9 protein-coding genes are annotated in these 12,492 nt (G+C 65.9%); 2 read left to right on the forward strand and 7 right to left on the reverse strand.

Translation table 11 applies throughout. The features are described from left to right. The first annotated feature begins 9 nt into the window (after positions 1 to 9). A complete protein-coding gene (locus AUL35_RS14555) occupies positions 10 to 1,347 on the forward strand; it encodes a DNA polymerase IV (RefSeq protein ID WP_062015987.1) in 1,338 nt (445 codons plus the stop codon). Here AUL35_RS14555 and dnaE read toward each other — a convergent pair. Beyond that, positions 1,344 to 4,808 carry a DNA polymerase III subunit alpha gene (dnaE, locus tag AUL35_RS14560; RefSeq protein ID WP_192847101.1) on the reverse strand — a complete coding sequence of 1,155 codons (3,465 nt, stop codon included), beginning with the start codon at positions 4,806 to 4,808 and terminating at the stop codon, positions 1,344 to 1,346. The genes AUL35_RS14555 and dnaE overlap by 4 nt on opposite strands. A 520-nt stretch (positions 4,809 to 5,328) precedes the next feature. On the opposite strand from dnaE, the gene AUL35_RS14565 reads away from it, so the two are divergent. After that, positions 5,329 to 5,757 (forward strand): organic hydroperoxide resistance protein, encoded by a 429-nt coding sequence (locus AUL35_RS14565; protein WP_062015989.1) that lies wholly within the window; start codon positions 5,329 to 5,331, stop codon positions 5,755 to 5,757. 2 nt (positions 5,758 to 5,759) lie between these two features. Here the strand turns inward: AUL35_RS14565 and bla are convergent, their stop codons facing one another. The 6 genes from bla to AUL35_RS14595 all read right to left on the reverse strand — a co-directional run bounded on the left by bla (position 5,760) and on the right by AUL35_RS14595 (position 12,476). Beyond that, positions 5,760 to 6,635: a class A beta-lactamase gene (gene bla, locus AUL35_RS14570; protein ID WP_062015991.1), complete on the reverse strand. Its 876-nt coding sequence runs from the start codon at positions 6,633 to 6,635 to the stop codon at positions 5,760 to 5,762. 54 nt (positions 6,636 to 6,689) lie between these two features. Then, entirely contained in the window at positions 6,690 to 7,385 is a 696-nt protein-coding gene (locus tag AUL35_RS14575; protein WP_062016053.1) for an ABC transporter ATP-binding protein, read from the reverse strand. Between the two features lie 14 nt (positions 7,386 to 7,399). Then, complete coding sequence (locus tag AUL35_RS14580; RefSeq protein WP_062015993.1) at positions 7,400 to 8,710, reverse strand: lipoprotein-releasing ABC transporter permease subunit; 1,311 nt, start codon at positions 8,708 to 8,710, stop codon at positions 7,400 to 7,402. After that, positions 8,707 to 10,032, reverse strand: coding sequence for a proline--tRNA ligase (proS, locus tag AUL35_RS14585; protein WP_062015995.1), 1,326 nt, complete (start codon positions 10,030 to 10,032; stop codon positions 8,707 to 8,709). The genes AUL35_RS14580 and proS overlap by 4 nt, the downstream gene beginning before the upstream one ends. A 483-nt stretch (positions 10,033 to 10,515) precedes the next feature. Then, a complete protein-coding gene (locus tag AUL35_RS14590) occupies positions 10,516 to 10,782 on the reverse strand; it encodes a DUF1467 family protein (protein WP_062015997.1) in 267 nt (88 codons plus the stop codon). A gap of 83 nt (positions 10,783 to 10,865) precedes the next feature. Continuing rightward, on the reverse strand, positions 10,866 to 12,476 hold the full coding sequence (locus tag AUL35_RS14595) for a ribonuclease J (RefSeq protein WP_082666346.1): 1,611 nt from the start codon (positions 12,474 to 12,476) through the stop codon (positions 10,866 to 10,868). Positions 12,477 to 12,492: the final 16 nt, after the last annotated feature.

A 12,492-nucleotide genomic window follows, 5' to 3' on the forward strand; every position in this document is an offset into this window, starting at 1 on the left:
GTCTCGGCCATGCCTTTGGCAACATTGTCCTTCTGCCGCGACTGTCTCGCTTCGGCTGCCACGCGACGGTGCGCGGTCTGTGGCAGCCCGCGCGTCGTTTCGCATCCTGAGCTTCGCGAGCTGACCATCGCACATCTCGATTGCGACGCGTTCTATGCGGCGGTCGAGAAGCGCGACCGCCCCGAGCTCGTGGACCTTCCCGTGATCGTTGGAGGTGGCACCCGCGGCGTCGTCACGACCGCCTGCTACATCGCGCGCATCAAAGGCGTGCGCTCGGCCATGCCGATGTTCCAGGCGCTCAAGCTCTGCCCCGAGGCGGTCGTAGTGCGGCCCGACATGGCGAAATACGCAAGCGTCGGTCGTGCCGTGCGCGAGCGGATGCGTGCGGTCACGCCGCTGGTCGAACCGCTGTCCATCGACGAGGCCTTTCTGGACCTCACCGGCACCGAACGAGCGCATGGGTGTTCGGCCGCCGAAACGCTGGCGCGTCTGGCAAATAAGGTCGAGCGCGAACTCGGCATCTCGCTGTCGGTGGGCCTGTCGCACAACAAGTTCCTGGCCAAGGTCGCAAGCGACCTGCAGAAGCCGCGCGGCTTCTCAGTGATCGGTCGGGCGGAAACGAAGAGCTTCCTTGCCGACAAGCCGATCTCAATCATCTGGGGGATCGGCGAGGTCACGGTGCGTCGGCTGGAGGCCGATCGGCTGCGCACGATCGGTCAGTTGCAGGAGATGGACGAGGCGGCTCTCGCGCGCCGCTACGGCGCGATGGGGCAGCGTCTTTGGCGTCTCGCGCGTGGCATCGACGCCCGGGCGGTCTCGCCGCGCGGCGAGGCCAAGAGCATATCGGCCGAGACGACCTTTTCGACAGACCTCGCCCAGGTGCGGGAGCTTCTGCCGATCTTGCGACGGCTTGCGGAAAAGGTGGCTTTGCGTCTGAAGGCGACGGACCTCTCGGCCACGGCCATCGTCCTCAAACTGAAGTCTTCGGACTTCCGCCTGCGCACGCGCAATCGCACCCTCACCGATCCGACACGCCTGGCCGACCGGATCTTCGAGGCGGGACGCGATCTTCTCATACGGGAACTCGACGGAGAAACGCGCTTTCGCCTGATCGGCATCGGCTGCAGCGAGTTCGCCGAAGCTTCGCGCGCCGATCCGGTCGACCTTCTAAACGAGGGCGGCGCGCGGCGCGCCGTTGCCGAAAATGCCCTCTTCGATCTGCGGCACCGCTTCGGCGATGGGGCGATCGAGATGGGCCTTACCTTTCGCTCGGCCGCAGAGCGAGACGCCGATGTGCGGCGCCGCGCTGCGAGGCCGGCCGTTATCCGGCCAGCCGACCGGCGCTAGACGAGCTCGACATCCACGACACCGGGCGCGGCGCGGATCGCGCTCGCCATCTGGGGTGAAACGCGGAACCTGCCCGGAAGCGCGATCTCCACCTCTCCCTCGTCCCGGATGAGGATCAGCGAAACCTCGCTCTCGCCCCCATCGCGAAGCTGAGAGCGCACGCGCTCGAAGGGCTTGGCATCGCGCAGGAAGATGCGCAGGCCGCGCTGCATGCGCTCGGCCTCGGCCTCCAGCGACTGGACGCCGGCCGCTCGCAGCGAGATACCCTCCGGGCGATCTTCCGCCGCCACCGTCACGATCACCGAGGCGCCCGGCTCCAGCATGTCGCGGAAGGCAACGAGGGTCTCAGTGAAGAGGACGACCTCATACTGGCCCGTAGGATCGGAAAGCTGGACGATGCCGATCTTGCCGCCGGTCCGCGTCTTGCGCTCCTGGCGCGACGTGACCGTCCCGGCAAGGCGTCCGGCAGACTGACCCTTGCGCACACCGGCCACGACGTCAGCGTAAGTCTGGACCTTCATACGCTTGAGCGTCGCCCCATACTCGTCGAGAGGATGGGCCGACAGGTAGAAACCGATCGTCTGGAACTCGCGCAGGAGCTTCTCGGCCGTAGTCCACCCGTCCACCACGGCAAGGCGCAGTGGTTCGGGCTCGGATCCGCCTCCAAACATGTCGTGCTGGCCGGAGGTGCGCCCGCCCGCAGCGAGCGCCGCGTAGGCCGCGAGCTTGTCGAGGTTACCGACGAGGCGCGACCGGTCATGGCCGAAGCAGTCGAGCGCACCGGCCGAAATCAGGTGCTCCAGCGTGCGCTTGTTGACGATCTTCGGATCGATGCGAGCGCAGAAGTCCTCGAGGCTCTTGAAAAGGCCGCCTGCCACGCGCTGCTCGACGATATGGTCGACGGCCTGCTGGCCGACGCCCTTGATGGCGGCCAGCGCGTAGAGGATCTTGCCGTTCTCGACCTCGAAGGCGCGGTACGAGACGTTGACGGATGGGGGCACGACCTCGATACCGAGCCGCTTGGCATCGAGGCGAAAGTCGTTGAGCTTGTCGGTATTGCCCATGTCGAGGGTCATCGACCCCGCCAGGAACTCCACCGGGTAGTTCGCCTTGAGATAGGCCGTCTGATACGAGACCAGCGCGTAAGCGGCCGCGTGGCTCTTGTTGAAGCCGTAGTCGGCGAACTTGGCGAGCAGGTCGAAGATCGTGTTCGCCTGCGCCTTCTTGATGCCGCCGCGCTCGCAGCCCTCCACGAAGCGCACGCGCTGCACATCCATCTCGGCGCGGATCTTCTTGCCCATGGCGCGGCGAAGGAGGTCAGCCTCGCCGAGCGTGTAGCCCGACAGGACCTGGGCGATCTGCATCACCTGTTCCTGGTAGACGATCACGCCCTGCGTCTCGCGCAGGATGGGCTCGATCTTCTCGTGGATGATCTCGACCTCTTCCTCGCCATGCTTGCGCGCGTTGTAGACCGGGATGTTCTCCATCGGTCCCGGGCGGTAGAGCGCGACGAGGGCGATGATGTCCTCGAAGCAATCCGGGCGCATGCCGATCAGCGCCTTGCGCATGCCGACCGATTCCACCTGGAACACGCCGACGGTCTCGCCGCGCGTGAGAAGCTCGTAGGTCGGCTTGTCGTCGAGCGGCAGCGCGCCGAGGTCGATCTCGACACCGCGACGCGCGATGAGGTCGACCGCGGTCTTCAGCGTGGTCAGCGTCTTCAGACCCAGGAAGTCGAACTTCACCAGTCCCGCCTGCTCGACCCATTTCATGTTGAACTGGGTGACCGGCATGTCGGAGCGCGGATCGCGATACATCGGGACGAGCCGCGAGAGCGGGCGATCACCGATCACGATGCCGGCGGCATGCGTCGAGGCGTGCCGATAAAGGCCCTCCAGCTTCAGCGAGATCGTCAGGAGGCGATCCACGACCTCCTCCTTCTCGCGGGCTTCCTGCAGGCGCGGCTCGCCCTCGAGCGCCTGCGCCAGCGTTACCGGATTGGCCGGGTTGGCCGGCACCATCTTGCAGAGCTTGTCGACATGGCCGTAGCTCATCTCGAGCACGCGGCCGACGTCGCGCAGAACGGCGCGCGCCTGCATCGAGCCGAAGGTGATGATCTGGGCCACCTGCTCGCGCCCGTACTTCTTCTGGACGTAGCGGATCACCTCCTCGCGCCGGTCCTGGCAGAAGTCGATGTCGAAGTCCGGCATCGAGACACGGTCGGGGTTGAGGAAGCGCTCGAACAGGAGAGCGAAGCGCAGGGGATCGAGATCCGTAACGGTCAGCGAGTAGGCGACAAGCGAACCCGCGCCCGAACCACGCCCCGGCCCGACCGGGATGCCGTTGGCCTTCGCCCACTTGATAAAGTCCGACACGATCAGAAAGTAGCCGGGAAACTTCATCCGCTCGATGACGGATAGCTCGAACTCCAGGCGTTCCCGGTAGATCTCGGCCGTCTGACCGGGGGCCGGTCCATGCGCGGCGAGGCGCCGCTCCAGACCCTCTTCCGCCTGACGACGAAGTTCGGCGGCCTCCGCGCGCTCGGCTTCCTCGGCAACGGCGTCGGCGCCCGCGAAGCGCGGCAAGATGGGCTTGCGGGTGCGCACGCGCGTCGAGCAGCGCCGTGCGATCTCGATCGTGTTCTCCAGCGCCTCCGGCAGGTCGGCGAAGAGCTCCGCCATCGCGTCCTGCGACTTGAGGCAATGGTCGCGCGTCAGGCGGCGGCGGTCCTCGTGGCTGACGAGGCGGTTCGCCGCGACGGCGATCAGCGCGTCATGCGCATCGAAGTCCTCGTCGCAGAAGAAGAAGGGCTCGTTCGTCGCGACGATCGGGAGTTCCAGCTCGTAGGCGAGCGAAAGGGTCTCGAACTCGGTGCGGCGGCCCCGGTTCTCGTGTCGCTGCAGCTCGACATAGCAGCGGTCGCCGAACAGCGCCTTCAGCCGCTTGAGGCGCGAGCGCGCCAAGCCGCCCTGCCCGACCGCGATCGCGGTGCCGATGGGTCCGAGCGGACCGCCGGTCAGGACGATGACGCCCTCGGCTCGCCCGTCCAGCCAGTCGGCAAGGATATGGGGCCTCTGGTTGCCGTCGTGCGCGAGATAGGAGAGCGACACGAGTTCAACGAGATTCTCGTAGCCCTTGTCGGTCGCCGCGATGAAGACGAGCGGCGCACCCGGCCCGAATCCCGAGCGGTCGCGCGGGTTGACCTCGACGTCGCGGAAATCGACCTCGAGCTGGCAACCGATGATGGGTTGAATGCCGCTCTTGGCGGCCTTCTCGGAGAATTCGAGCGCGCCGAACAGATTGTTCGTGTCCGCGATGCCGATCGCCGGCACGCCCTCGCTCTTGGCGAACTTGACGATCTGCTCGACGCGCAACGCGCCTTCCAGCAGCGAAAAGGCGCTGTGCACCCGCAGGTGGATGAACTTGAGTTCCGGGGCAGGACCCGTTGGAGCGTCGGCCACGACGAAATCCTCGCTTTCGTCCCAGGCATCGTCGATGCCGGGATGAAGCCGTGGGCTTTCCTCGTCATCGCCAGGCAGCGAATCGAGGTCCGTCCCTTCGGCGGAAGATTCCGCAGTGTTCCAATCCACGGTCAGGAGTCCATCCTGCAATCTTGTGATGGCGGGGCCGGCGGCCCGTCATCCACGCTTATTTGGGAGCGGCTCACATCATGTGAGCCAACATCGCGGTCGCTGCGATGAAGAGCGTGATCGCGCTCAAGGACGCCAGTTCACGTATGACAGCCATCGGTCTGCTCCTCGGTTCTTATGTTCCCTTTTTGTTCAAATTGAAGCCGAAGGTCAATTGAAAATGGTACGTAAAGTGAACAAAGGGGGTACGGAGCTGCCGCGTGGTCATCGGTCCAAACGCAAGTCGCCATGGACAGCGTCGACGAATCGCCGTAAACAATTATCGCGATAAAAATCGCTCGGTGAAGGATATGTGCGGCCGGACGTCCGGTTGCGCGCACAGGAGACCGTCATGCCCGTCAACGTCATCTACAAGACCAGCGCGACAGCCACCGGCGGCGGACGCAACGGCCACGCTCGTTCCGACGATGGGTCGGTCGATGTGGATCTGGTGGTGCCGAAGGAAATGGGCGGCCCGGGCGGCAATGGCGCCAACCCGGAGAAGCTGTTCGCAGCCGGTTATTCGGCCTGCTTCCTCGGCGCCCTGCGCGGCATCGCGCCCAAGGTCGGCGTCAAGGTTCCCGACGGCACGACCGTCCAGGCCGAGGTGGGCTTCGGACCGCGGTCCGAGGGTGGCTATGGCATCACGGCCGATCTGACGATCAACCTGCCGGGTCTCGACCGGGCGGAGGCGGAGAAACTCGTGGCGGCCGCCCACGAGATTTGCCCCTACTCGAATGCCACGCGCAACAACCTTGATGTCGGCCTGACCATCGTCTGACGCTAGCGCGCGAGCTCGCTCGCCAGCGCTTTCCCGATCGCCGCGATGGTCTCGTTGCGGCGATCGACGCTTGCGTCCGTTTCGGTTATGTAGACGCTGGCCACCACGGGCTTTCGATCGATCGGCCAGATCACGGCGATGTCGCCCATCGTCCCGTGGGCGCCGCCGCCCGTCCGGTCCCCCACGCGCCACGATGGAGGCAGACCGGCACGCAGCTTCGCGTCTCCAGTCGTGTTGGCAACCATCCATCCCTCCAGCATCAGGCGCGTCGTCGGCTGAAGCGCATCGCCGACGATGAGCTTCTCCAAGGTGCGCGTCATCGCCTCGGGTGTGGTGGTATCGCGCGGATCGCCAGGCGTCGCCTCGTTGAGGTCCGTCTCCCGGCGGTCGAGGCGCGTCGTACCGTCGCCGATGGACCGCGCAAAGCGCGTCACAGCCTCGGGTCCGCCGAGCCTGTCGATGAGGATATTGGCGGCCGTGTTGTCGCTCATGGTCAGTGCCGCCTGCAGCACTTCGGCCAAGATCATCGTGTTTTCGCCCACCCGCTTCTCGGTGACCGGCGAGTAGGTCACGACGTCGCCAGGAGCGATCGAGACGCGCCTCGTCAGATCGTCTTCACGCCGCTCGACGCGCTTGAGCGTGGCGGCACCCGCCAACACCTTGAACGTCGAACACATCGGAAATCGCTCGTCGGAGCGATGGCGCCACCAGACATCCTCATGCGTGTCGTGGATCGCGACGCCAAGGCGGGCGCCTATCGCCTTTTCCTCGCGGCCGATCACGTCTTCGAGCCGATCCGCGGCGCGCACGCGCCCTGTGACCATGAGGGCGAGGCAGCCTGCCAGGGTCGCGAAGCGGCGGCGGTCGAGGATCAGCATGTCATGTATTCCGGGAATGATTCGGTAGGTCCGGCGTTCGGCCGGATCCAAGACCTAATCCAGAACGTGGTCCACGATGTGACCGCCTCGCAGCGTCACCGCCCGGTCCATGCGACGGGCGAGGTCATGGTTATGGGTCGCGATCAAGGCCGCGACACCTGCCTGACGGACGAGAGCCGTCAGGGCATCGAAGACATAGGTTGAGGTCACCGGGTCGAGATTGCCGGTCGGCTCGTCGGCCAGAAGGACGTAGGGGTTGTTCGCGACCGCCCGGGCGATCGCCACGCGCTGCTGCTCGCCGCCCGAAAGCTCGGCCGGCCGGTGGCTCGTCCGCGCGCCGAGGCGCATGTAGTCGAGAAGCTCCCTCGCCCGCTCTGCCGCGACCGCGCGCGACAGCCCCCTGATCATCTGCGGCAGCATCACGTTCTCGAGCGCCGAGAACTCCGGCAGGAGGTGATGGAACTGGTAGACGAAACCGATCGTCCCGCGACGCATCTGCGTGCGCGCCGCATCGTCCATCTGGCCGCAAGAGACGCCGTTGACGATCACGTCGCCGCCGTCCGGTCGCTCGAGGAGGCCGGCGATATGGAGCAGCGTCGACTTGCCCGCGCCGGACGGCGCGACAAGCGCAACCATCTCGCCGGCGCGCAGAACCATGTCCGCACCGTCAAGAATCGTGAGCGCCGTCTCGCCCTGATGGAAGCGGCGCTCGACGCGGTCGAGCCGCAGGGCAGGCGGATGGTCGGTCATGGGAGGCGACAGGCTCATTCGTAACGCAGCGCTTCGACCGGATCGAGCTTCGAGGCACGCCAGGAAGGGAAGACGGTCGCCAGGAACGACAGCCCCACCGCCATCAGCACCACGGTCGCCACCTCGCTCGGATCGATCTCGGCCGGCAGGCGGCTCAGGAAGTAGAATTCCGGGTTGAAGAGCGTCGTCCCCGATACCCAGGAAAAGAACTGGCGCAGATTCTCGATGTTGAGGCAGAACAGCGTGCCCAGCACGAAGCCCGCAATCGTTCCGGCGACGCCGATCGAGGCGCCCGTGATCAGGAAGACGCGCATGATGGAGCCGCTCGTCGCCCCCATCGTGCGCATGATGGCGATGTCGCGCCCCTTGTCCTTCACCAGCATGAAGAGACCCGAGATGATGTTGAGCGCGGCCACCAGCACGATCAGCGTCAGGATGATGAACATGACGTTGCGCTCGACCTCGAGCGCGGAGAAGAAGCTCTGGTTCTGGGTCTGCCACGTGACCGTGTAGGCCGGCCGTCCCGCCGCCTGCTCGATCGCGCCCTGAAGCGCCATGACCTGATCGGGGTCGTTCACGAAGATCTCGATCGACTGGGCCTGGTTCTCCGCGTTGAAAAAGAGCTGCGCCTCGCCGAGCGGCATGTAGACATAGGCGGCGTCGTATTCCGACAGCCCGATCTCGTAGATCGCGACGATCGGATAGGCCTTCACGCGTGGTGTCGTGCCGAGCGGCGTGACGTCGCCGTCCGGCGATACGAGCGTGATCGTATCGCCCAATCGAAGGCCGAGGTTGTCGGCGAGACGCTGGCCGATGGCGACGCCCTGGCTCGTATCGAAGTTGTCGATCGTGCCCTGACGGACATTGCTCGAGATGGGCGCGAGCTTGGCGAGGTCGGCGCCGCGCACGCCTTTCACCAGCGCACCGGTGCTTGCCCCGTTCGCACCGCTCGCCAGAACCTGCCCCTGCACGAGCGGCATGGTGAAGGCGACGCCGGGCACGGTCTCGACCTTCGCCGCGACGTCCTCGAAGTCGGTCAGCGGCCGGTCCATGGGCTGCAGGATCACGTGGCCGTTGACGCCGAGGATGCGTGTCAGGAGCTCGGCGCGAAAGCCGTTCATCACCGACATGACGATGATGAGGGCCGCAACGCCAAGCATGATGCCGACGAAGGAGAAGCCGGCGATCACGGACACCCCGGCATCGCGGCGGCGCGATCGCAGGTAGCGGCCGGCGATCATCCACTCGAAGCGCGAGAACGGGCGGGTCCCGCCCGTGGCGCGCGCCGGCACGCCGTCGACGCCCGTGTCCGCTGCGGCGGTCATGCGGCGAGGAGCCTGCGGACCACGTCGTCGACAGGCAGCGTCTGGCGCTCGCCGGTCGCGCGGTCCTTGATCTCGGCCTCGCCGCTCTTGGCGCCGCGCGGACCGATGATCACCTGTGTCGGCAGGCCGATCAGGTCCATGGTCGCGAACTTCGCACCGGCGCGCGTGTCCTCGTCGTCGTAGAGCGTGTCGAGACCGGCGGCCTCGAGCTCGGCGTAGAGCCGCTCGCAGACGGCGTCGCAGTCGGCGTCGCCCGGCTTCATGTTGACGAGGCCGACACGGAAGGGCGCGATGGAGGCCGGCCAGCGTATGCCGTTCTCGTCGTGGCTCGCCTCGATGATCGCGGCGATCAGGCGGCTCGGACCGATGCCGTAGGAGCCCATGAAGACCGGCGTCTCACGACCGTCGGGACCTGTGACGGCGGCGCCCATCGGCTCGGAGTATTTCGTACCGAAATGGAAGATGTGGCCGACCTCGATGCCGCGCGCCGCTACCCGATCACCTTCCGGAATGGCGGCAAAGGCCGCAGCGTCATGCATCTCCTCGGTCGCCGCATAGGGCGTCGTCCAGGCGCGCACGATGTCGGCGAGCCCGGTACCATCGCGGAAGTCGACGCCCTCGCCGGGCACCGTCATGTCCAGGAAGTCGCGGTGGCAGAAGACCTCGCTCTCGCCGGTCGAGGCGAGGATGATGAACTCGTGGCTGAGCTCGCCGCCGATCGGCCCCGTATCGGCCCGCATCGGGATGGCCTTCAGGCCGAGCCGCGCGAAGGTTCTGAGGTAGGCGACGAACATCCGGTCGTAGGCGACCTTGGCCGACTCGTAGTCGAGGTCGAAGGAATAGGCGTCCTTCATCAGGAACTCGCGCGAGCGCATCACGCCGAAGCGCGGCCGCACCTCGTCCCGGAACTTCCATTGGATGTGGTAGAGGTTGAGCGGCAGGTCCTTGTAGGAGCGCACATAGGACCGGAAGATATCGGTGATCATCTCCTCGTTGGTCGGCCCGAACAGAAGGTCGCGCTCGTGCCGGTCCTGGATGCGCAGCATCTCCTTGCCGTAGTCGTCGTAGCGACCCGACTCGCGCCAGAGATCGGCCGACTGGATGGTCGGCATCATCATCTCGATGGCTCCGGAGCGGTTCTGCTCCTCGCGGATGACGTCGCAGACCTTGTCGAGAACCCGCTTGCCCAGCGGAAGCCAGGCGTAGATACCGGCCGCCTGCTGCCGGATCATGCCCGCGCGCAGCATGAGGCGATGCGAGACGATCTCGGCCTCCTTCGGCGTCTCCTTGAGGATGGGCAGGAAGTAGCGGGACAGACGCATGGCGACTCGCGGTGTGGAGACGGTGGATAGGCGGGCCGGCGTTTCCGGCCAAGGCGGCGTTCTACCGGCTCGCCCCGCCCTTGGCAAAGCGCTGCGACAGCGTCGATACCAAGGCCTATCGTTCCAAGCTTTCGCGAGCGATGAGACGCGATTGCGCAAGTCTTGCGCTTTCTGGTGCAAAAAATGCTGAAAGACGCGTCAGACCGTATCGACAGCGCGATCGGGAGCGGAGTATGTTTGTTTTGTGAAAGGGAGCGTTGCAAAGACGCACCAACACCGCCGGTCTCGTTTGGGAGGACGCGATCTTCGGCGCATGGACATGCTGCCCCGGCCAACGTTGCCGGCAGAAGATCCAGACCGGCCATTCAGATATGCGAGGCGAAAGCCTCGCATTTTTTTTGCGCTATCGCCGGGCATCACGCCCGTCTGCCGCTGGCGTCGGAGGCAGCGTTCCAGCCGCTCAACCCGCCTGCGGCCAAGACCTCACGTGCCGGGGATCATGTGCGGGAAGCTGTCCGGGCCGATACCCAGAACCTCGGTCACGAGAAAGAACAAGCCAAGGACGATCGCCGAGACGAGCGTCGTCCAGGCCGCCTTGCGCGCGAAGGAAAAGCGTGCCGGCGCGCTATGCGCGGTGCCGAGGATCACGTCGTCCTCGTCGATCTGCGAGCGCATGCCGATCGGGAGGATCGCAAAGAGCACGGTCCACCAGATCACGAAGTAGAAGGCGAGTGTGGTGACGATACCCATGGCCGCTCCTGGTGGGCTCGCGCACGCGGTGCGCGAGCCTTGATCCGAACGCTAGGCGAGCATTCGGACCGAAGATGGGCGCCTCAGGCGCGCGACACGAAGACGGTAACGGCCGGCTTCTTGCCCCAAGCATCGTTGGCTTCGGCACGAACGGCGCGGCGCACGGCCTCCCGCACGGTCTCCAGATCCTTCCGGCGGCCACGCGGGATCGACTCAACGGCACCGGCCGCAGCGTCGATCAGCGCCTCGACGATGCTCTCGCCTTCCTCGTCCTTCTCGGGAAGTCCCATGGCGACGACCTGAGGATCGTCCACCAGCTCCAGCTTCGCGTCGACTTCCACGAGAACCGAGACGTGACCGGCCAGCGAGAGGCGGCGCCGTTCGCCGATGCCCATCTGCTCGGCGGTGCCGATCAGATAGCCGTCCTTGTACCAGCGACCGAAGGGAACCTCGTCCACGATCTCGGCCGGTCCCGGTGCGAGCCGCACCATCTTACCGTCGCGCAGCGAAACGACCTCGCCGATCCCCAGCTCCCGGGCGAGTTCAGCATGCGCCCGCAGGTGCTGCGCCTCGCCATGAGCCGGCACCGAGATCTTCGGGCGGATCCACTCGTACATCTGCCGGAGCTCGGACCGGCGCGGGTGGCCGGAAACGTGCACGAGGCGATCGTGGTCCTCGACCACCTTGATGCCACGCTCGATCAAGTCGTTCTTGATCTCGAGGATGGCCTTCTCGTTGCCCGGGATGGAGCGCGAGGAGAAGATCACCGTGTCGCCGCGCGACAATGCGACGGACGGGTGCTCATCGCGCGACAAGCGCGCCAGCGCCGCGCGTGGCTCACCCTGGCTTCCCGTCAGGATGATGACTGCCTTCTCGCGCGGGATGTAGCCGAAGTCCTGTTCGCTGAGGAACGGCGGAATGCCGTCGAGGTAGCCGAGCTCGTTCGCGACATCGGCGACGCGCTTCATCGAACGGCCCATCAGGAGGACCTGACGATCGGCGTCGCGTGCCGCTTCCGCAATCGAGCGGATGCGGCCGACGTTGGACGAGAAGGTCGTGATCGCGACCCGTCCTTCCGCCTCGCGGATGATTTCGGTCAGGGACTGATTCACATCGCGCTCGGAGGGAGACACACCCTCACGCATCGCATTGGTCGAGTCGCACACGATCGCGAGGACGCCCTCGTCGCCAATCTGACGCAACCGTGCCTCATCGGTCGGGTCGCCGAGTGCGGGGGTCGGGTCGATCTTCCAGTCGCCCGTATGAACGACGGTGCCCGCTGGCGTGCGGATCGCAAGTGCGACCGGCTCGGGGATCGAGTGCGTGACGTTGACCGCCTCGATCGAGAAGGGACCAAGATCGAATCGGTCGCCCGCCTTGAACAGCGTCACCGGCACCTTAGCCGCGCCCGGCTCGCCTTCCCGCTTGGCGGCGAGCAGCGCGGCGGTGAAGGCGGTCGCGTAGACCGGAACCTTCAGGCGCGGCCAAAGGTCGAGGACCGCGCCGTAATGGTCCTCGTGCGCGTGGGTGATGACGAGGCCCTTGAGCTGTCCCTTGCGAGCCTCGATGAAGGAAATGTCGGGCAGGACGAGATCAACGCCGGGGAACTCGGGTCCCGCGAAGGACACGCCGCAATCCACCGCGATCCACTCGCGCTTGTCCGCCGGCCCATAGCCGTAGAGGGCGAGATTCATACCAATCTCGCCAATG

It is taken from the genome of Aureimonas sp. AU4 (assembly GCF_001463765.1).
GTDB lineage: Bacteria > Pseudomonadota > Alphaproteobacteria > Rhizobiales > Rhizobiaceae > Aureimonas.